18 protein-coding genes are annotated in these 21668 nt (G+C 42.5%); 6 read left to right on the top strand and 12 right to left on the bottom strand.

What is annotated here, in order from left to right:
* Nucleotides 1–130 precede the first annotated feature (130 nt).
* The gene (locus tag MHB41_RS03330) at nucleotides 131–976 is read left to right on the top strand and encodes a TetR/AcrR family transcriptional regulator (protein WP_061110521.1); all 846 of its coding nucleotides are present in this window, start codon (nucleotides 131–133) and stop codon (nucleotides 974–976) included.
* A 179-nt stretch (nucleotides 977–1155) separates the two neighbouring features.
* Here MHB41_RS03330 and gatB read toward each other — a convergent pair whose 3' ends face one another.
* The 3 genes from gatB to gatC are packed head-to-tail and all read right to left on the bottom strand — an operon-like array spanning nucleotide 1156 to nucleotide 4362.
* Nucleotides 1156–2586, bottom strand: coding sequence for an Asp-tRNA(Asn)/Glu-tRNA(Gln) amidotransferase subunit GatB (gatB, locus tag MHB41_RS03325; protein WP_061110522.1), 1431 nt, complete (start codon nucleotides 2584–2586; stop codon nucleotides 1156–1158).
* Nucleotides 2587–2599: 13 nt separating this feature from the next.
* Complete coding sequence (gene gatA / locus MHB41_RS03320) at nucleotides 2600–4057, bottom strand: Asp-tRNA(Asn)/Glu-tRNA(Gln) amidotransferase subunit GatA (protein WP_024424550.1); 1458 nt, start codon at nucleotides 4055–4057, stop codon at nucleotides 2600–2602.
* A 14-nt stretch (nucleotides 4058–4071) separates the two neighbouring features.
* Nucleotides 4072–4362 (bottom strand): Asp-tRNA(Asn)/Glu-tRNA(Gln) amidotransferase subunit GatC, encoded by a 291-nt coding sequence (gene gatC / locus MHB41_RS03315; RefSeq protein ID WP_024424549.1) that lies wholly within the window; start codon nucleotides 4360–4362, stop codon nucleotides 4072–4074.
* Between the two features lie 423 nt (nucleotides 4363–4785).
* On the opposite strand from gatC, the gene putP reads away from it, so the two are divergent.
* Nucleotides 4786–6267 (top strand): sodium/proline symporter PutP, encoded by a 1482-nt coding sequence (gene putP / locus MHB41_RS03310; protein WP_034282812.1) that lies wholly within the window; start codon nucleotides 4786–4788, stop codon nucleotides 6265–6267.
* Nucleotides 6268–6428: 161 nt separating this feature from the next.
* A complete protein-coding gene (locus tag MHB41_RS03305) occupies nucleotides 6429–7127 on the top strand; it encodes an MgtC/SapB family protein (RefSeq protein ID WP_169510856.1) in 699 nt (232 codons plus the stop codon).
* A 43-nt stretch (nucleotides 7128–7170) separates the two neighbouring features.
* Here the strand turns inward: MHB41_RS03305 and MHB41_RS03300 are convergent, their stop codons facing one another.
* The 5 genes from MHB41_RS03300 to MHB41_RS03280 form a co-directional block, all read right to left on the bottom strand.
* The gene (locus MHB41_RS03300) at nucleotides 7171–8178 is read right to left on the bottom strand and encodes a phosphotransferase (protein ID WP_061110523.1); all 1008 of its coding nucleotides are present in this window, start codon (nucleotides 8176–8178) and stop codon (nucleotides 7171–7173) included.
* 127 nt (nucleotides 8179–8305) lie between these two features.
* A complete protein-coding gene (locus tag MHB41_RS03295; protein WP_231122822.1) occupies nucleotides 8306–9475 on the bottom strand; it encodes a CamS family sex pheromone protein in 1170 nt (389 codons plus the stop codon).
* A gap of 42 nt (nucleotides 9476–9517) precedes the next feature.
* Entirely contained in the window at nucleotides 9518–11524 is a 2007-nt protein-coding gene (gene ligA, locus MHB41_RS03290) for an NAD-dependent DNA ligase LigA (protein WP_176966838.1), read from the bottom strand.
* Between the two features lie 40 nt (nucleotides 11525–11564).
* Nucleotides 11565–13787 (bottom strand): DNA helicase PcrA, encoded by a 2223-nt coding sequence (gene pcrA / locus MHB41_RS03285; protein ID WP_120208675.1) that lies wholly within the window; start codon nucleotides 13785–13787, stop codon nucleotides 11565–11567.
* A 57-nt stretch (nucleotides 13788–13844) separates the two neighbouring features.
* Nucleotides 13845–14537: a heptaprenylglyceryl phosphate synthase gene (locus MHB41_RS03280; protein WP_120208677.1), complete on the bottom strand. Its 693-nt coding sequence runs from the start codon at nucleotides 14535–14537 to the stop codon at nucleotides 13845–13847.
* A gap of 273 nt (nucleotides 14538–14810) precedes the next feature.
* Between MHB41_RS03280 and MHB41_RS03275 the strand changes: the two genes are divergently transcribed.
* The gene (locus MHB41_RS03275) at nucleotides 14811–15176 is read left to right on the top strand and encodes a DUF2283 domain-containing protein (RefSeq protein WP_034282823.1); all 366 of its coding nucleotides are present in this window, start codon (nucleotides 14811–14813) and stop codon (nucleotides 15174–15176) included.
* 23 nt (nucleotides 15177–15199) lie between these two features.
* On the opposite strand, the gene MHB41_RS03270 is transcribed toward MHB41_RS03275, so the two are convergent.
* Complete coding sequence (locus tag MHB41_RS03270) at nucleotides 15200–15430, bottom strand: hypothetical protein (protein WP_017366762.1); 231 nt, start codon at nucleotides 15428–15430, stop codon at nucleotides 15200–15202.
* 139 nt (nucleotides 15431–15569) lie between these two features.
* Between MHB41_RS03270 and MHB41_RS03265 the strand changes: the two genes are divergently transcribed.
* Complete coding sequence (locus tag MHB41_RS03265) at nucleotides 15570–17150, top strand: FMN-binding glutamate synthase family protein (protein WP_061110524.1); 1581 nt, start codon at nucleotides 15570–15572, stop codon at nucleotides 17148–17150.
* Nucleotides 17151–17401: 251 nt separating this feature from the next.
* Here MHB41_RS03265 and MHB41_RS03260 read toward each other — a convergent pair whose 3' ends face one another.
* Both MHB41_RS03260 and MHB41_RS03255 read right to left on the bottom strand, forming a co-directional pair.
* Entirely contained in the window at nucleotides 17402–17716 is a 315-nt protein-coding gene (locus MHB41_RS03260) for a YerC/YecD family TrpR-related protein (protein ID WP_024424524.1), read from the bottom strand.
* A 561-nt stretch (nucleotides 17717–18277) separates the two neighbouring features.
* Entirely contained in the window at nucleotides 18278–20020 is a 1743-nt protein-coding gene (locus MHB41_RS03255) for an adenine deaminase C-terminal domain-containing protein (protein WP_252050220.1), read from the bottom strand.
* A gap of 125 nt (nucleotides 20021–20145) precedes the next feature.
* Between MHB41_RS03255 and MHB41_RS03250 the strand changes: the two genes are divergently transcribed.
* Complete coding sequence (locus MHB41_RS03250) at nucleotides 20146–20367, top strand: DUF2892 domain-containing protein (protein ID WP_024426689.1); 222 nt, start codon at nucleotides 20146–20148, stop codon at nucleotides 20365–20367.
* A 31-nt stretch (nucleotides 20368–20398) separates the two neighbouring features.
* Here the strand turns inward: MHB41_RS03250 and MHB41_RS03245 are convergent, their stop codons facing one another.
* Nucleotides 20399–21664: a peptidase gene (locus MHB41_RS03245; protein WP_340899223.1), complete on the bottom strand. Its 1266-nt coding sequence runs from the start codon at nucleotides 21662–21664 to the stop codon at nucleotides 20399–20401.
* Nucleotides 21665–21668: the final 4 nt, after the last annotated feature.

The raw sequence follows: 21668 nt of genomic DNA, 5'->3' as shown, positions 1-21668 counted from the left end.
ATATCCTCCATTTTCCTTTATGTATTGACTGACTGGTCATTCTATATCATAATAAACGGTGATATACAATGCCGTCAACCATTTCACTTGCGTTTGACGTAACATTCTAAAGCTGAAGGGGCCTTATTTCATGAACGAAAAAAAAGAAAAAATCATTAAAGCAAGCATCCAATTGTTTGCGAAAAAGGGTTTTTCTTCTACGACCATTCAGGAAATTGCAGATGAATGCGGAATATCAAAAGGCGCATTTTATTTACATTTCAAATCAAAAGAACAGCTTTTCAACCGAGCGTTTGAATATTATATCGACACTTCGATGCAAACTATCGAAATGATTCGAAAAGAGAATCAGCATCTCGCGCCGAGAGAGATCTTTCAGAAACAAATCGCTGAACAGTTTCAGCATTTTGCTGAGAACAAGGATTTTATCATTCTGATCCTCAGCGAGAACATTATTCCGGAAAACCAGCAGATTAAAAAGTATTCAAAAACTGTGAAAAAGCAAATGAACGATGAAATTCAAATTTCCATCTTGACCACTTATGGACAGGAAATCGAACCGTATATAACTGACCTGTCAGTCATGATTCAAGGAATTATCCAATCATATGTGCAGGTTCTGCTTTTACAGGATCAAATGAAATTATCATTTGATGAGCTCTCATCCTTTATACTCGAACGGTTTGATGATCTGGTTCACGGCTTGCTTCGTTCTCAGACGAAGCCGATTTTGAAGCAAAGCATTTGGGATGATGAAGCGCCGAGTGCTGCTTCCCTTCAAGAGGAGCTTCGCTTGTTAAAGCTTGAGCATCTGCTTTCAGATGATACCGTTATATCCATTGAAGTGATTGAAGAAGAGCTGGCAAAAGCTGAACCTCGTAAGCCAGTCATCCAAGGAATGCTGACGAATTTAGAAAAGTGTGAGGAGCCTGCTGTTCTAAGAGCAGTGGAGCAATTGAAGCTGTTTCTTCAGTAACATGTCGTGCTGTTTTTCGATTTAGCTCACCTTTCCCCCTTCGAATGTGCACTTTCGCTTATGCTTCATTATAAGAAAAGATTCTCTAAATTGATATACGGCGGTGGTCTGAATCTATGTTAAGACCCTGTCATTTCAAGCAAAAAAACCGCCTGTTTCATCAGGCGGTTTTTTGCGATTTAGCGTTTTTTGATTTCTTCAAGGAGAATCTTGTTCACCATCGGCGGGTTAGCTTGGCCCTTCGATGCTTTCATGATTTGTCCGACTAAGAAACCAATCGCGCGGTCTTTACCATTTTTAAAGTCTTCAATGGATTGCGGGTTGTTATCAAGTGCTTCTGTGACAAGTTTGAGCAGTGCACCTTCGTCAGAAATTTGGACAAGTCCTTTTTCTTTGACGATTGTTTCTGCATCTCCTCCATTTTCAATGAGCTCTTTGAATACCTTTTTCGCAATCTTAGAGGAAATTGTTCCTTTTTCAATAAGCTTGATCATGCCAGCAAGTCCTTGCGGCGTTAGCTTTGTATCGTCCAGCTCTTTTTGAGCAGAGTTTAAGTAAGCAGATACTTCACCCATGAGCCAGTTCGATGCTTGCTTCACTTCTGCACCTTCTGAAATGGTCGCTTCAAAGAAATCAGACATTTCTTTCGTCAGCGTGAGTACCATTGCATCGTATGCAGGGAGTCCAAGCTCATCGATATAGCGTTTGCGGCGCTCGTCTGGAAGCTCTGGGATCGATGCTCTTACACGTTCTTTCCACTCGTCATCAATGTACAGTTCCACCAAATCCGGTTCTGGGAAGTAGCGGTAATCATCAGATCCCTCTTTGACACGCATCAGGATCGTCTTTTTAGACGCTTCGTCATAACGGCGGGTTTCCTGTTCGATCAAGCCGCCAGAAAGCAATACTTGCTCTTGACGCTTCTCTTCGAATTCAAGGCCTTTTTGTACGAAAGCGAATGAGTTCAAGTTTTTGAGCTCTGTCTTTGTACCAAACTCTTCACGGCCGATTGGGCGAAGAGAAATATTGGCATCACAGCGAAGTGAGCCTTCTTCCATCTTACAGTCAGAAACGCCTGTATATTGAATAATGGATTTTAATTTTTCTAAGTAAGCATACGCTTCTTCTGGCGTGCGAATGTCTGGCTCAGATACGATTTCAACAAGCGGTGTGCCTTGACGGTTGAAATCGACGAGTGAGTAACCGTCGCCTGTGTGCGTCAGTTTCCCTGCATCCTCTTCCAAATGGAGACGCGTAATACCGATTCGTTTTGTTTTGCCTTCTACTTCAATTTCAATCCAGCCGTTTTCACCGATCGGTTTATCAAATTGAGAAATTTGATACGCCTTTGGGTTATCAGGATAGAAGTAGTTTTTACGGTCAAATTTTGTATCTGTTGCGATTTCACAGTTCAGCGCCATGGCCGCTTTCATCGCAAAGTTCACCGCTTCTTTGTTCAGTACAGGCAGTACGCCAGGATATCCAAGGTCGATGACACTTGTTTGCGTGTTGGCAGCTGCACCAAAAGGTGTCGGCGAGCTTGAGAAAATTTTCGATTGTGTTTTTAGCTCTACGTGGACTTCAAGTCCAATTACCGTTTCAAAGTTCATTCTGATTCACCCCTTACAGTTCAGGTTTTGCTTTATGATGATCTGTTGCTTGCTCAAAAGCGTGAGCCACGCGGTACACTGTTCCTTCGTCAAAGTGCTTGCCGATGATTTGCAGTCCTAACGGAAGGCCATTTGCAAACCCACAAGGCACACTGATTCCTGGAACGCCTGCAAGGTTAACAGGGATCGTTAAAATATCGTTTGCATACATGGTTAGCGGGTCGCTTGTCTTTTCACCAATGTTAAATGCAGGAGTCGGCGTTGTTGGTCCTACAATGACATCATACTTTTCGAAAACATCTTCAAAGTCTTTTTTGATCAATGTACGGACTTTTTGCGCTTTTTTATAGTACGCATCGTAATATCCTGAGCTTAGCGCGAATGTACCCAGCATGATGCGGCGCTTAACTTCGTCTCCGAAGCCTTCAGAACGAGTATTTTTGTATAAATCAATCAGGTTGTCTGCATTATCTGTACGGTAGCCATAGCGGATGCCGTCAAAACGTGCAAGGTTTGCAGATGCTTCTGAAGAAGACAGTAAGTAGTAAGTCGCAAGCGCGTATTTAGAATGCGGAAGAGACACTTCTTCCCACGAAGCACCAAGTCCTTCTAATACTTTTAACGCTTGAAGAACAGATTCTTTTGCTTCCTCGCCAACACCTTCGCCAAGGTATTCTTTCGGCACAGCAATTTTCAAGCCTTTGATGTCGCCAGTTAATGAAGAAAGAAAATCTGGGACATCGACATTTGCGCTTGTTGCGTCCATTTGATCGACACCTGCAATTGCTTGAAGAACATATGCGTTGTCCTCTACATTACGTGTAATCGGACCAATTTGGTCTAATGATGAAGCAAATGCGATTAATCCGTATCTGGATACACGGCCATATGTCGGCTTAAGACCGACAACCCCGCAGAAAGATGCCGGCTGACGAATAGAACCGCCAGTATCTGAACCAAGTGAGAACGGTACTTCACCTGCTGCAACAGAAGCTGCTGATCCACCGCTTGATCCGCCTGGAACGGTGTTTAAATTCCATGGGTTTTTCGTCGCTTTGTAGCCTGAGTTCTCCGTAGAAGATCCCATTGCGAATTCGTCCATATTTAATTTACCGATTGTGACTGCTTCTGCGTCTCTTAAGCGGTTCACAACGGTTGCATCATAAATCGGATCAAAGTTTTGCAGGATTTTACTTGAAGCTGTTGTACGCAAATCCTTTGTAACAATGTTATCTTTCACACCGATCGGCATACCGAACAATAGGCCAAGCTCGTCCTTTTCACCAACTGCCTCGTCCAATTCCTTTGCATACGCACGTGCTTTTTCTTCGTCCAGTGCAAGGAATGCTTGTACTTTCCCGTCTACTTCATTGATTCGTTTATAAGACTCGTCCACTAAATCAGAAACAGACAGTTCCTTTTTATGTAAAAGCTCTTTTAATTCAGAAATTTTGTGATCAAACAGTGACATGTCTCGGGCCTCCTTTAGTCCAAAATTGATGGCACACGAATATAACCGTCTTTATGATCAGGCGCGTTTTTGACGACTGCCTCAATGGAAAGACCTTTATTCGGAACATCTTCTCTCATGACGTTTTTCATTTTTAATACGTGTGTAGTAGGTTCAACGTTTTCCGTATCTACCTCGTTTAACTGCTCTGCAAATGAAATGATGCTATCAAGCTGTTCTGTAAACATCTCAGCTTCTTCTTCTGTAATCGCAAGCCTTGCTAAATGGGCAACGTGCTTGACTTCTTCTATTGAAATTCTTGACATGCAGGTTCACCTCCAAAAATGATGCGTACTCGTGGTCATGATCATAAGTCATATACACTTTATCATATCAAATTTTACTGTTCTAAAGCAACTTTACGAAGGTGCGGTGAAAGGTTCGTTTTCTTTAAAACGTCTTCTTATCAAACCAATAAATGAAATATTCATCAGGTGACTTTTTATTTTTCAGAAAATTTTTACTTTTGTTTATTTTTGTAATCGCTTACATACTGGTTCTTATCACCGATCTGTCCATTTTTTCTTCAAAATGAAGAGGTTTAGGCAGGTTGATCACTTGGGAATACTCTGTTAGGTTAAGTAACCATAGCAGTGAGCGGGACAGTCAAGCAAAAAAGCTGCCATCGCTCTTCTGTATATTTTGATTGAGGTGATGTCAAATTAATACGAAAAAGGTGAGAACACAAAATGAGTATTGAAGTTACAATTTCCTTATCTATTTATTTTATCGGGATGCTTGCCATTGGCTGGTACGCATTCAGGAAAACACATGATTTAAATGATTATATGCTTGGCGGACGCGGGCTTGGCCCATTCGTTACAGCCCTTTCAGCAGGTGCTGCGGACATGAGCGGATGGATGCTGATGGGTGTGCCAGGTGAGATGTATAAAACAGGTTTATCGACAGCCTGGCTTGCGATTGGTTTAATCGTTGGTGCTTACTTGAACTACCTCATTCTTGCACCTCGTTTACGTTCTTATACAGAGATTGCGGATGATGCGATTACGATTCCTGATTTCTTTGATAAACGATTCAAAGGATCATCTGCTTTATTAAAAGCTGTTTCAGCCGTCATCATTTTAATTTTCTTTACGCTGTATACATCGTCTGGGATGGTATCAGGCGGACGTTTATTTGAGTCAGCATTCGGTGCTCACTACATGTTTGGACTGATTTTGACGTCAAGTATTGTCATTTTGTATACATTGTTCGGCGGATTTTTGGCAGTGAGCTTAACGGACTTTGTCCAAGGAGCTATCATGTTTTTAGCATTAGTGCTCGTGCCGATCGTTGCCTTTACACAATTAGGCGGACCTGTTGCTACATTCCAAGATATTCAACAGATTGACCCTAAATTGCTTGATATTTTTAGAGGAACGAGCGTCATTGGCATTATTTCCTTCCTTGCCTGGGGACTAGGTTACTTTGGACAGCCGCATATTATCGTGCGCTTTATGGCCATTACGTCTGTTAAAGATTTAAAACCAGCACGCCGAATTGGAATGAGCTGGATGATTATTTCAGTGATTGGATCACTGTCTGTCGGTTTAGTGGGTGTTGCCTATGTTCATGAAACGGGTATGAATCTTGCTGATCCTGAAACCATCTTTATCGTTTTTTCTAAAGTATTGTTCCATCCATATATCACTGGATTTTTACTTTCTGCCATTTTAGCTGCGATTATGAGTTCAATTTCGTCTCAGCTGCTTGTCACAGCAAGTGCCATGACAGAAGATCTATACAGAACGTTCTTTAGAAAAACAGCATCAGACAAAGAGCTCGTCATGATTGGCCGGATGTCTGTACTCGTTGTCGCTGTGATTGCTCTCTGCCTTTCACTTAACCCAAGTGACACCATTCTTGACCTTGTCGGTTATGCTTGGGCAGGATTTGGTTCTTCATTTGGTCCAGTCATCTTGCTTTGCCTATACTGGAAACGAATGAATCATCACGGTGCCCTAGTTGGAATGATCGTTGGTGCAGTTGTGGTTCTGACATGGATTACAACAGGCCTCAACCATGCCACAGGTATTTATGAAATGATTCCAGGCTTTACCCTTAGTGGATTAGCTGCCATTATTGTGAGCTTATTGACAAGTAAGCCGTCAAAAGCATCAAAACAGCTATTTCACAAAATGGAAGATCATCTTGAAGAAGAAACAAAATAAAGAATTGAAGAGTCATCTGCCCTATGCGGATGACTCTCTTTTTAAATAAAATAAAAAGCTTTTCTTTCTTCAGAAACTGAATAAAATAAGAGTTGTGCAGCCATATGGGCTGTGAGAAGATCATATACATGTTGTGAAACGTACATGAAGTGAAAGGAGCGATACGCATGTTTTGGACAATTGAATGGGATACAGTCTTAAAATTAGCCGTGGCCACCTTAATCGGTCTGATTATCGGGCTTGAACGAGAGCTGAAGAAAAAGCCCCTCGGCTTAAAAACGTGTATTGTCATTGCTGTCAGCTCCTGCGTCTTAACCATCATCAGCATTGATGCAGCCTACAATTTCCCTCGAGTCTCTAAGCTTCAAATGGACCCACTCAGGTTACCGGCGCAAATTATATCTGGTGTTGGTTTTATTGGAGCAGGTGTGATTCTTCGAAAAAGCAATGATGTCATCTCAGGACTCACGACTTCTGCGATGATATGGGGAGCAGCAGGACTTGGGGTTGCAACAGGTGCAGGATTTTATAAAGAAGCCTTCCTCAGTCTTTTCTTTATTCTCATTAGTGTCGAATTCCTGCCATGGCTCTTCCAGCGGATCGGACCGATTCGTCTGCAGGAAAAAGAAATCCGCATCAGAATGTCTCTTTCTGACCGAAACCGCATGACCGATATTTTAAAAGAAATGAAAGCCCTCAATATCCGCATTCATTCTGTACGAATTGATGATTTAAAAGAAAAGGACTATCCGATCATGGAAGTACGTGTACGAGTGCATAAAGACCGCTATACAACCGATGTGTACTTTGATATTAAAGATCTAGAAGGCGTCGTTGGCGTGAAGTGTGATACGGTGTAGTCATAAAAAACCCCTTGCTGTTTGACACAGCAAGGGGTTTCTTTTATCGGGCCAGCTGTTGAAAGTCAAAAGGAGTAATTGGTGTTTTTTGCTCAATTTCCTTTCGAAAACATGACAGCATGGCTTTTTGGTCAGAAGTCATTGTTTGGAGATCAAATGCTTGATGTAAAAGCCCATAAATAAGCATATGACGCAGCATGAGAAAATCAGGGATTGTTGCCAGCCACGCGTCATCAAGCTCATTCTCCTGTCGATAGCCTTTTAAAAAATGACTCATAAATTCTGCCGTAAATTCAGCTTTATCATCATATGGAATCACTGGATACCAAAGAACATTGTATAGCAAAATACTAATATCATTGATAAACCAGTGATATCCAATATCATCAAAATCGAATGCGATAATCTCTCCTTGATGATAATGGAAGTTCCCGTGATGCAAATCGGCATGCACCAGCCCATACACATCCTTCGAAATTCGGAGCTGGTGAAGCTTTTGCATCAGTTCATCTTTTCTTCGCAAAACAACCGTTTGATCAGACGGAATATATTGATCAAGCTTTAATTGATCCTCTTCATACCACTCTTGACGCTTATAAAGAGGATCTTTTACTTGATATCGTTTTGTTATTTGATGCATTCGTCCTGTATAGGACCCTAACGCTTCAAACAGCTCCCCATTCCAATCTCCTTCATTCACTTTTCTCCCCGGTGCTTTTTCATACACACGGAGTAAAAATGCGCCTCCGGCTTGATCAGGAATGGTTTCAACGTCTTTTCCTCTTGCTGATGAAATCGGCTTTGCTACGGAAATACCATGATGAGACAGGAATCGAATCCAGTCCATTTCTCCTAAAATATATGTGGGTGAACGACGAATGGTATGGGTGATTTTTAATATATAATTCTCCCCATTCATTGCCTTATATTCATACACATAATTTTCTGCATCGGCTAGAAATGTGACTTGGTCAAGCTGAAATTTATACAAGTGAGCCGCTTTCTTTAAGACTTTCTGTTCATCGTATCGTGCTTTTACTTCTTTATGCATGCTGATTCTCCTTTATCGTCTTTTTAAATGTTCTTGACGGTAATCAGCATTATACGAGCATCAACATACCTGCCTTTCTTCTTGGTTTCTACTAATATTTTGACAAGAGTTTGGAAATCCCTCTTATTTAGTCATATATATGAACAGTCGGTTCTTTGTCTTCAGCATTTTTCGTGATCAGGGCTTCTTGTTGATCAGAAGATGTGATGTTGATTTCAATATTGGTACTCTTGTAATAATCCATGACTTCACCCGTTAAATATTGTGTGAAGGCTACAACTTCCGTTTTTCCATAGAACTGCATTGGAATTTCGATTTTCATTTTTTGCAGGTTGCCGTTTTTGTAAAAGCCTTTTCCTACAACACCAGTGTAATTCGGGAAGTAGTCTTCGACCTTTGTCTTGAAGCGGTCAAATCGCTCTGAATCATCTTTGTAGCTGCTTTTCGCATTATCTGAAGGGAAGAATACATTCTCCTCATTGAGCGTATCCCAATTTCCGATATCAGCAGAGCCTGCTTTCACATCCGTTTTGGCGATAAAGTTGCCTGGAACGATAGATGATTTTGGTGCTTGCTTATAAAGGGCAATCATGACAGGCACTTTTTGCAGTCCGTCCATTTGACGAATGCGCTTAACCACTTGTTCAGCGATTTTTTCACCCTCTGCCAAAAGTTTCTTTGAATTTTTCGATGAATCGATGGTCACCTCTTGCTGCGGGTCACCGATCTTTTCACGGTAATAATAAACAGAGTTCAGTGCAAGACCAATGACAACTCCGCCAAGCTGTAAGCTGTTTTTGTCTTTTCGAATTAAGTAATTATGCTCTAGCATCGAAGCTAAGTAGATAGGACTATTTTCATTTTTAGACTTTGTTGAACCTGAGTTTGGAAGAGCAGGATTTAAGCCTAGATTCTTAAAGTCTTTATCTTCTTTTTCTGCCTTTTTTAGATCACTGCCTGTTTTTTTGCGTGCCAGCCAGCTGAGAACGGTGTCCTCATCTAAATGCTGTCCTTCTTGGAAAAGATAGTCGTTTGTATTAAATGACTCTGTTGCGAGGCGCATGAGTCCTGTTTCAAATTCATCAATGTCCAAGCGTGTGTTGAGACGCTCCGCTGTTAAACCTCTCGCAGCTCCTTGTTTAAACGGCAGCACCATTTTGTAATAGGAGTCTGAGATATTGTACATCGGGATGATGGCTGTTTCCTTTGTTTCCTTCGTTTCATCCGTTTTTTGTGTGACCTCTTCCTCTTCCTTTCCCCCAAAAGGTGCACACGCTGACAATACCAGTGTGAGCATTGTCAGCAGCAATAACAACTTTTTCAATAGAAAACACTCCTCTTATTTCTTTAGCTCCTCGAGCATTTTAGCTTCGTCCCAAATTTCAATATTGAGTTCTTCTGCCTTTGTCAGCTTACTCCCCGCTGCTTCTCCGGCAATGACTAGATCTGTTTTTTTACTCACACTGCCTGCCAGCTTGCCGCCTAATGCTTCGATCGCTGCTTTTGCATCGTTTCGAGCCATTTCTTCTAACTTTCCTGTCAGCACAATGGTTTTTCCTGCAAAATAGGAATCACTTTCTTCTGCTTTTACCGGCTTTGGCCCTGTATAGGTCATATTGACTCCAAGCTCTTTTAGTTCGTTCAGCAGATCAAGTATTTCTTCTTTCTCAAAGTACGTGACGACGGCATCAGCCATTTTTTCACCAATTTCGTCGACTTCAAGTAATTGTTCTTTCGTTGCTTGCTTTAATTGATCGATGTTTTCGAAATGCATCGCCAAGGTCTTAGCCGCCTTTGAACCAATAAATCGAATGCCGAGTCCAAATAGTAAACGCTCAAGAGAGTTTTCTTTCGACTGCTCAATCGAACGCAGTAAATTGTCGACAGATTTTTCGCCCATTCGTTCAAGCTGAATCAGCTCTTCTTTTGTTAATCGGTAAAGGTCTGACACACGAGAAACGAGCTGTTCCTTGAAGAGCTGTGTAATGACCCGCTCGCCAAGCCCATCAATATTCATTGCATTACGGGAAACGAAGTGAATGAGACCCTCACGTATTTGGGCAGGACATTCTGGATTGATGCATCGCAAGGCCACTTCTCCTTCGATTCGCACCAGCTCACTATAACACTCTGGACATTCAGTTGGCATGTGAAACGGCTTTTCTTCGCCTGTACGCTGATCGACAAGGACACCTGCGACTTCAGGAATAATATCGCCGGCTTTTTTCACAATCACCTGATCAAAATAGCGAATATCCTTTTCTTTGATCAAATCTTCATTATGAAGCGATGCACGCTGCACTGTCGTCCCTGCTACTTTGACAGGCTCAAGAATCGCTGTTGGTGTAATCACGCCTGTTCGCCCGACGCTTAGTTCAATATCAAGCAGCTTCGTTACGACCTCTTCAGCTGGAAACTTGTACGCAACCGCCCAGCGCGGGCTTTTTGCTGTAAAGCCGAGTTCTTCCTGCTGAGCCAGTGAATCGACTTTAATGACAATTCCATCGATTTCATATGAAAAATCGGCACGCTTTACTTTTAATGTTTCAATAAGGTCGATGACTTCTTCGATCGTTTGGCACATCCGTCTTTCTTTGTTTGTTTTAAAGCCAAGTTCGTCGAGAAGATCAAGTCCTGCGCTTTGCGTTTCAACACCAATTTCATCAAGCTCCGCTATACTGTAGACGAATATATCAAGGTTTCGTTTCGCTGCAATTTTCGTATCAAGCTGACGAAGTGAACCTGCAGCCGCATTACGCGGGTTTGCAAACGGCTCTTCTTCGTTTTGTATTCTTTTTTCATTTAATGCTTCAAAAGAAGGTTTTGGCATAAATGCCTCGCCTCTCACTTCAATCGACAGAGGGCGTTTGATTTTTAGCGGGATGGAACGAATCGTTTTGAGGTTTTCAGTAATATCCTCCCCCGTTGTTCCATCTCCGCGTGTCGCTCCTCGGACAAACACGCCATTTTCATAACGGAGAGAAACAGCGAGTCCATCAATTTTCAGCTCGACATTGTATGCGATATCGTCACCGACTGCTTGACGAACCCGGCGGTCAAAATCAAGAAGGTCCTGTTCATTAAACGCATTCCCAAGGCTGAGCATCGGTGTGCCGTGACGCACTTTTTGGAAGGCGTCTAAAACAGCGCCGCCTACTCTTTGTGAAGGAGAATCCGCTGCTTTTAAGTCAGGGTGTTCTTCCTCCAGAGAGATCAGCTCACGCATCCGCGCATCATATTCAGCGTCAGGAACACTTGGACGATCAAGTGTATGATATTCGTAGTTGTATTGATTCAAAATCTGGTGCAGTTCCTCGATCCGGCGTTTCGCTGCTTCTTTATCCATCTGCTTCTTCCTTTCAATTCATCCGTTTTGTCCTATCAGTTTATTGCTTCTCGATTGGTGCAAATGCTGCGAGAAGACGCTTAATGCCTGTAGGGCTTGGGAACGCAATATCAAGCTCTGTGCTGTCTCCGCTGCCTTTCACACTCACAACCGTACCAACGCCCCATTTTTTATGGGCCGCTTTATCGCCCACAGCCCAGCCAATACTGCCGCCGCCTGTGTTTTGAATCGTTTGTGTTTGCGGACGTGAGACAGGTCCCCGTCTTTGCGGTCTTTCTCTTGTTTGACCAAACGGTGTTTTTGTTTCTTTTTTCTCATTTAGGTTGTCCAATAAATCGGCTGGTATTTCTCGAATGAATCTTGATTCAAGGTTCATGTTTGTCCGGCCGAAAAGTGTTCTCATTTTTGCACTTGATAAATAAAGCTCTTCTTCAGCCCGTGTGATGCCTACATAAGCGAGGCGGCGCTCTTCTTCCATCTCTGCATCTTCCATTAATGAACGGCTGTGCGGGAAGACACCCTCCTCCATTCCCATTAAGAAAACAACAGGGAATTCTAGACCTTTTGCGGCGTGAAGTGTCATTAAGATGACGGCATCCTGATCTTCTTCTTCATTCTCATCCAGCTTATCAATGTCTGCGACGAGGGCGAGATCTGTCAGGAAGGTCACAAGTGACTTGTCTTCATTTTGTTCTTCAAAGTTCTTAGTGACGGATAGAAACTCGTCAATATTTTCTAAGCGGCTTTGTGCTTCAATCGTTTTTTCAAGCTTCAGCGCTTCACGATAGCCTGTTTTCTCTAGAATTTCTTCTGTTAATTCAGTGACAGATAAATAATCCTGCATGTTCGTCATTTGATCAATGAGCTGTTTGAACTCATCAAGCGCATTGGCTGCCCGTGCACTCAGTCCAATGAAATCCACCTGACCAAGTGCTTCAAACATAGACAGGTCATTCATCTCCGCATATGCTGCAATTTTATCAACAGATGTCGCCCCGATTCCGCGCTTTGGTACGTTGACAATTCGCGCAAAACTAATATCGTCATCTGGGTTTGCCACTAGGCGTAAGTATGCCAAAATGTCTTTGATCTCTTTTCTGTCATAGAACTTCGTGCCGCCGACAATGTTGTATTGAATGTTGGCTTTCATTAACGTTTCCTCTATGACACGAGACTGGGCATTTGTCCGGTAAAGGATCGCAAAATCGGATAATTTGCGCTTTCCGCTCTGATGAAGCTGACGAATCTTTCCTGCGACAAATTGTCCTTCACCAAATTCATTATCTGCACGATAATAGGCAATCTTCGCTCCTTCATCATTTTCTGTCCAAAGATTTTTCGGCTTCCGGTTTGCATTGTTTTGAATGACCGTATTTGCGGCATGCAAAATGCGTTTCGTCGATCTGTAATTTTGCTCAAGCAGAATCACTTCACTGGATGGATAATCTTTTTCAAAGGAGAGAATGTTTGTAATATCCGCTCCGCGCCAGCGATAAATAGACTGATCCGAATCACCGACAACACATATATTTTGAAAGCGCTGCGCGAGCAGTTTCACAAGCATGTACTGTGCTCTGTTCGTATCCTGATACTCATCTACATGAATGTATTGGAATTTCCGCTGATAGTGCTCTAATACTTCAGGAATGCGCTCAAACAGACGAATTGTCATCATAATTAAATCATCAAAGTCGAGTGATTGGTTTTTGAGTAAACGCTTTTGATAATCTGTATAGACATCGCTGACCACTTGATCATAGAAATCACCAGCTGTTTTGGCGTATTCCTCTGCGTCAATGAGTTCGTTTTTTGCACTGCTGATGGAACCTAAAATGCTGCGCGGGTCAAACTTTTTAGGATCGATATTCCGTTCTTTTAAAATGTTTTTAATAACTGAAAGCTGGTCAGATGTGTCTAAAATAGAGAAGTTGCGATTCACACCAATGCGGTCAATATCACGTCTTAAAATACGGACACACATGCTGTGGAACGTAGAGATCCAGATGTCATCTGCGCCAGGCCCTAAAATAGCATGGACACGTTCACGCATTTCACGTGCTGCTTTATTTGTAAATGTAATCGCTAAAATGTTCCACGGAGCCACATGCTTTTCTGCCATTAAGTAGGCAATTCGATGTGTGAGCACCCGTGTCTTCCCGCTTCCTGCTCCTGCCATCAACAATAAAGGACCGTCTGTTGCTTTGACTGCTTCTTTCTGTGCGTCATTCAGCCCTTCTAATAGATGATTCGATATTTCATTCATTCCATTCACCGCCAATTCGAACTTATGTTCTATTTTAACCCGTTTCGTCTTATTTGACTATGATGACTTTTTGACTGCCTCCACTGTCTTTAATGCTTCTTTGAAATTGTCATAAATGACGTTTCCTACAACCACGACGTCTGTATGCTGGGAGAAGTCTTTTGCCTGCTTAGCGTTCTCGATGCCGCCGCCATAAAAAAGAACTGTTTCATCAAGCACTGCTTTTGTTTCTTTGACAAGCTCTATGTCTCCAAGCGTTCCACTATATTCCAGATAAAAAACGGGCAGCTTCATCAAATGCTCTGCCACTCTTGCATATGCCCTGACGTCATCGATATCCAGCGCTGTATTTGCCTCTGTGAGCTTGGCCGCTTTACAATCTTCATTTAAGATGACATAACCTTCAGGCACAATCTCTTCCATTGACATCAAATCACCGAATTCCTTCATTGCGTCCTTATGCAGCCCAACAATCCAGTCAGGATGAGAGCTGTTTAAAACGGTCGGGATGAAATACAGATCAAAGCCAGGCACAATCATCTCATGTGTGGAGATTTCGAGCACACATGGCACTAGAAACCGGCGGACCTTTGACATCAATTGAAGCACGTTGTCCTCTGTCACATGATCACTTCCGCCAATCAATATGGCATCCGTCCCAGATTCGCAAATCGCTTCTAGCTGTTCATCGGAAATTTCTTTATTTGGATCGAGTTTAAAGACATGCTTCCACTCGGTAACATCATACATGAAAAACGTTCCTCCATTCGTTTCATTCCATTTAAATATTATAACAAAATCAAAGGCCGCAAAAAATGGGTAACCTCCTTTAGCTAAAAGTTTCATTCTTTTGAAAATGGGTGATCGTGACTTTACATAAAATTGCTGGAGAATAGATAAAAAATCCACTAGAAGAGGAGCTGAAAGAGGTTGTTATTTTGGCACTTTGTCACATACTATTATACAATAAAGGAATATTTTACTATAGATTTAAAAACCATCTATTAAGCAGAGGTGACTCAGTTGAAAAGAACGATTACATATGAACAAAATATAGACATCGGATACATCTATATCACCCCGCAAGCGAAGCATATGAAAATCAAAAAAACCATTGAATTAGATGTCAATGAATGTGTCAATGTAGATATCGACCAAGAGGGCCGAGTGGCTGGCTTGGAGTTATTTTCAGAAGAATCCAAAGTGCTGCGGAACACACCGGTTTATGAGGATGAGCTTTCTTTACGTTTGACGGATCAGGAAATTCTCTCAACCTATCAACTGTCAGGCGTTGAATTCCAATTCTCAACACCTGATCACAATGAGCTGATCGGTTTTACTATTTTCGATCCTCTTCGCTATAACATCACAAGAAAAAAACCGTTTTGATCTTTCAAAACGGTTTTTTCAAATTATTGTCTCACTTCATTAAAATAATGGACGGATGTCATGGCCCCTTCGTCGACCATCTTGTTGTCTTGGATATCTAATGGATCTGGGTGGCCGGCTTTTTCAGGAACCTTTTCATCTGACCGGAACATGCTTGCCCATTTTTTCAGATGCTGTTTATTTTTTACCGCTAATAACACAGCTCCTCCAACCCCTAATCCTGCAAGTACATACGCATTTGGACGCTTATTCATGTATGTTCCCTCCCCTTATGATCTTATTTGTAAGTTACCCCGCCTTTTCATTTCTAAACGTCACAATATGCTGATGTGGTTTCTCTTTCATTAAAAAGTGGAATAACAACAGCAATGAAAGAGAAAAGAGGGGATCTTCGTGACAACAACCTTAATTGTCATCGGCGCATTGCTAGTCATTTGTTTGATCATCCCAATCATTCTATTGATCTGGATTTGGATGAGGGATGAAAAACAAGAAGAACATTCAGTTCTGCGAAATTATCCGGTCATTGGAAAGCTGCGGTTTATCTTTGAAAAAATAGGACCTGAGCTTCGCCAATATCTGTTTCTGAATGACCGAGAGGAGCTGCCCTTCTCAAGAAGAGAATACGAGCAGGCGGTCATGTCTGGGAAGTACAAAAGCCGGACGATGGGCTTTGGATCAAAACGTGATTTTGACAAGCCAGGCTATTATATTCGAAACGTCCTGTTTCCAAAGCAGCGAAATGAACTACGAATCGATCAATCTGAAAAAATCAAAACAAAAGTGTATCAGATTGATCAAGACAATTTACTGCGAAGAAGTGAACATGTCAAAGAAGTCGAAGCAAATCCTTACTTTCTCCATCAAGAGGATGTACAAGTCATTGGCGAACACACATGTCAAAAGCCTTTCCATGTGAAAGGACTGATCGGTCAATCTGCCATGAGCTACGGCTCCTTAGGCGACAGGGCGATTACAGCTCTATCCTCAGGATTAAAAATGGCCGGCGGGACGTGGATGAACACAGGTGAAGGCGGGCTTTCTCCCTATCACCTCAAAGGCGGCGCAGATATTATTTGCCAGATTGGGCCTGGTTTATTTGGCGTTAGAACAGAGGATGGCTCATTTTCCTTTGAAGAATTCAAGAAAAAAAGCGAACACGAGGAAGTCAAAGCCTTTGAACTCAAGCTGGCACAAGGAGCAAAAACACGCGGCGGTCATATTGACGGCGAAAAGGTGACGGAAGAAATAGCGAATATCCGTAAATTGCCGCCTCACCAATCCATTGACAGCCCAAACCGCTTTGAGATGTTCCACTCCATTCCTGACATGTTTGATTTCATTGAACAGCTGCGGAGTATAGGAGGAAAGCCAGTTGGAATCAAACTTGTTGTCGGACATAAAGAAAATATTGAAGAGCTCGCCAGCTATATGAAAAAAAGCGGGAAACACCCTGATTTCATTACAGTGGATGGCGGAGAAGGCGGTACAGGGGCGTCCTTTCATGAATTGGCGGATTCCGCAGGGCTGCCGATTTTCACGGCGCTCCCAATGGTTCATCAAATATTGAAAGAATACGGTGTCAGACATCAGGTGAAGCTCTTTGCTTCTGGCAAGCTTCTCTCTCCTGATAAAATTGCGATTGCCCTTTCAATGGGAGCTGACTTTGTGAATATTGCCAGAGGTCTCATGTTTTCAGTCGGATGCATTCGCGCCCAAGTCTGCCACACGAATAAATGCCCGGTCGGGGTCGCCACGACTGATCCAAAGCTGCAAAAGGGTTTATCGATTGAAGAAAAAAAATACCGAGTGTGCAATTATATCCTCTCTCTTAGAGAAGGTTTGTTTAATTTATCCGCAGCTGCGGGTCTAGAATCGCCTATTCATTTTAATGAAAAACATATTATTTTTAGACAAGAGAATGGCGAGACAAGCGAAGTGCCGATGTTCTCAGGCACACAGCCATCTGTCTAGCTCGAAAAGGTGCGGAAACGCGCCTTTTTTGTTAATATTTTTAATCAATCGCGTACTAAGTTTGCAAACAGTAGGATTTAAGAAAATCATCTCAAGCGAAGACGGCATCTCCTATGAAGGAGAAAGATGGTTGATGGGCGAGCTAAAGTAAAAAAACAGGGACACTTTATCAGCCCCTGCCCGCCTTTTCATAAAAAAACTGCAAACAAGTCCATTTTTCGTAAAAAGGATTGTTTACAGTGAAAGCTGCTTTATTTTGTTTCGTTATTTTCCTGCTGTTCTGCTACGCGGTCAAGTGCCATCGTATAGGCATCGTTGCCATAGTTCAAGCAGCGTTTGACACGTGAGATGGTTGCAGTGCTTGCACCTGTTTCCGTCTCAATTTTATGATACGTGTTTCCCTCACGAAGCATACGCGCTACTTCAAGACGCTGTGATAAAGATTGGATTTCATTGATGGTACATAAATCATCAAAGAATCGATAACATTCTTCCAGGTCTTTAAGGGATAAGATGGAGTTGAATAACTGATCTAAGCTTTTGCCCCTTAATTTATCAATTTGCATCTTAATACATCTTCTCCTTTACTATTGCCACACCGCTTCGCACGATCTTCTTCTAAGAAAGCGGTATCTTTCCTGACTAATTTTTTTAAAACCTCAGCAATGAGCTTTGAACAGATCATGACAGGTTTGGTTCTACGCTGAAAATGCCGTCAGGTTCTTTCGTAAGCCGAAGCTTCTTTATCGTAAACAAATTCGACAAGTTCTGTCATTTTCCTTGTATGACAATCTGACAAACTTGTTTGCTTCCGGTATAAAGATGACTTCTGCTTGGTTAGGTCTTCTGCCCTCATATACAGGCTTTACGGAAAGCTCGGCGAGACCACAAATATGCGCCCCGCCTTGCTCGGGTTATTCAAAATATGTTGGCCGGTCAGCGTAACCGGCAAATTCATTTTACAATTAGAGTACTTCATTCGTCATGTCAAAGCCCTCTGCTTTGTCAACAGCTCCACATAAGATCATGATCACTTACATGGCAGTGAAGAGAACCATGGCTCACTTCTGCCCTATAACAGCAGTCAGAAATGCAGCAAAGATGATACAGCTCCACTCTGTTATATTTTAACGCATTATAGACGGAAAGAGTACAGTTTTTTTCATGACATCAAATATTCCTCTTGGTGTCACTCGAATATACGGCAAATGTGTACTTTGGAAAAAGACAAGTGTATCAATTGGGCAGTCAAATGGATAGCCGCGCTCAATGAGCAGCTCGCGTAATGTTTGTTCCTGCTGAAGAACAGTTTCAAACGGTTCAGCCGATGCACAGCCGGATAATTGCAGCGGGATTTCGTGCAAAATTTTCCCGTTCTCTGTGAGTACGATTCCCCCGCCAATTTCTTTCATCCGCTTATGTGCCAGCATCATATCTTCTTTATTTTTCCCGATCACTAAAATATCACCCGTGAGCGAAAATGAGCTGACAAAGCCCTGCACTTTATTTGCGAACCCTTTTAGCATCGTATTCACACGCCACTCACCTTTTCGGTCAATCAGGCTAAAGAAGCTTTGATCATGGTCACATGACAGCTGGTTGATTGAGTTATCAATTTCCACTGTATAAGGCTCCATGATGACAGCATTTCTCATCTTCACACCTAGCGGCATAGAGAATTGCAAATCACTCATCGTGAGGTCGTAGCTTAAATCTAATGGAAGAAGCCCGCCATTTTCCCATTTTGTTTCTTGGAATTGATGCTGGTTCTCGCCATCTAATTTGAGAATAACCCCTTTAGATATGACCGTTTCAGGATTTGGGTTCATTGGATCATCTAAAATATTCAAAGAAGCCAGCCGGCCTGGGCCAACAACGCCTAATAAATCATCAATTTGATAGTATTTTGCAATGTTAAATGTCGCCATATTATACGCATCAATGATCGGCACGCCTTCTTCAAGGGCAATCGAAATCAAACGGTTAATCATGCCTTCCTCATAAAAGTGAGGGGCAGCACCATCTGTTGTATAGAAAAAGTGATCATAGTGTCTAAAGTCACGCTCATGCAGTTCTCTTAAAATGTTCACTAAATCTGGGCGGATGGAAGAATGCCGCAATGAAACATGATAGCCAAGGGACAAGCGTTTTAACACATCGTCGGCATTCATCGCTTCATGATCACTGTCCGCGCCAAACAGCTTCATTTTTGTTAGCGTTTTCTCAGAAGCTCCAGGGAAATGCCCTTCAATTCGTTTTCTCTGCTTCTTTGTTTCTTGCATGCAATATAAAATGAGATCATCACCGTCCATCAATCTTGGCCAGCTTGTTAATTCGCCGCCTTGGAGGACGTCAGGATGATCAATCCATTCCTTCCGGTAGTTGACTGGCAGCATCTCATCTTCATATCTGACTTCCGTTTGAAGATCGTATCTGGACCACCAGAAATACTGAAATGGCTGCTTTTTTAATTCACATAGGGTGGAAAGCGCTTTCTTTTCATTGCTTTGCAAAAGAAGAAATAAGTTATCGCTGACCATCGTTGTTGTGCCAAATTGAGACACATATTCTGCAAGTGATTGGGGATTATAAATATGGAACGGATGCGCGTGAGGCTCTATATACCCAGGCACAATGTATTTCCCTTCACAATCAATCACACGTTTAGCTGATTTATTTTGAGGAAGCTCTGCTCCGACATAAACAATTCGATCATCATGTATCCAAATATTTGCCTTCACCCATTGCTTCAAAAACGGGTTAAGCACGAGTCCATTCGTTAAAAGGAGTGTTGGAACTATTTTTGAGTCGACTACATCGATTTGTGTGCGGATGTCATTGTTTCTCCAATTAAAAGTACGTTCGGACATTCACATACTCTCCTTCATTTGTATTAGCCCTATCGTAACATAACGAACTACGTTACGCATTAATGAAACGTTACAATTTCTTGAAATCACACTTAAAATAATTTAAAAAAGGAGATTCACCTTCAATGAAACCTAATCTCGGCTTAATGGAAGCGCTCATTAGAATTGCCTGCGGAATGACAATATGTACTGTGGCTGGATCCTTATATGCTAGAAAACCATGGAGTAAAATGCTGCTTTTTAGCATCATGTTTGGCGGTATGAAACTGGGGTCTGGCATTCTTCGTTTTTGTCCAGTGACATATATGTGTGAGCAGCAGGACACACATAAAGAGAAGGCTGAGTAAGGCAGCCTTCTTTTTTGTGATCATTTTCATCTCATTCCACTGCTTCACACCATTCGACCATTGTCCCTGCAATAATTTCAGCTGCTTCAATCACATGCTCAATGTCAATGGATTCATTCGGAAAATGGGCAAGCTCCGTTGTTCCCGGTCCAAACACGATGATCGGAATACCTGCAGCTTGTGACAGTAATCCGCCGTCAGTTCCCCAAGGGGCGGCTTCGATTTTCGGCGGCTGCTTCATGACCGCTTCATATTGTTCCTTCAATAAACCTAAAAGCGGATGATCTGTATCGATTGAACCCGGAAGCCATCTTGCACCAAACCATTCGACCTCAACAGGATGCTCTTGGAACCATTCATCTTTTTCTCCGAGTCCTGCCATCCAATTTTCTAATTCCTTCTCTGCCTGTTCTACCGTTTCACCGGGCATCACCCCGAGCCTGCCTTCCATTGTGACAAGGTCTGCTACAGAGGATGGCCAATCACCGCCTTGAATTTTCCCGATATTGATTGGGATCGGGATTGGGATATGCTGAAACAGCGGCTCGGTGATTCGCTGATTTCTTTCTTCTTCAAGTGCCGCTATATGTGAAAGGACAATCGTGCTCTTTTCAATAGCAGAAACGCCGTGATATCTTGTTCCGCCATGAGCAGCCCTTCCTTTAATATGCAGTCTGAACCATTTAGATCCCTGCTGAATCGGAAAGATTTTCATATGACTTGGCTCTGGAATGATGGCTGCATCTGCGGTATATCCTCTTAGTATGGCTGCAAGGGTGCCTGCACCGCCGCTCTCTTCTTCGACAACACTATGAAACACAACATCTCCCTTCAGCGGAATCTGAAGCGCATGCAGTGCCTCAAGTGCAAAGAGTAAAGAAACGTTTCCACCTTTCATATCTGTTGCCCCGCGTCCATAAAGTCTCCCGTTTATGATATGCCCGCTGTAGGGCGGATATGTCCATTGTTTGTGATCTCCTGCCGGGACAACATCCACATGCCCATTTAATAAAATAGATTTGCCGCCTCCTTTACCTTTCAATCGTCCAGCGACATTGGGACTTCCGTTAAAGGAACGCCTCGGGGAATAAAAATACGGATGGTTCAGCAAGTCATCTCCGCCAATGTCCCACATGTCAACATCAAAGCCAATGGCAGAAAGTTTATTTGCTACGATTTGCTGTACTTCTTGCTCATTTCCTTGTGTGCTGTCACATTGCACCATTTGCTGAAGAAGCGTCACGGCTTCCTCCTTATGCTCTTTCATCCAGTTTCTGATACGTGTGGTTGGCTGCAAGTCG

Source organism: Bacillus sp. FSL H7-0578 (assembly GCF_038630855.1).
In the GTDB taxonomy this organism is placed as follows: Bacteria; Bacillota; Bacilli; order Bacillales; family Bacillaceae; genus Bacillus; species Bacillus safensis.
This window is presented reverse-complemented; position numbering and strand designations above follow the sequence as displayed.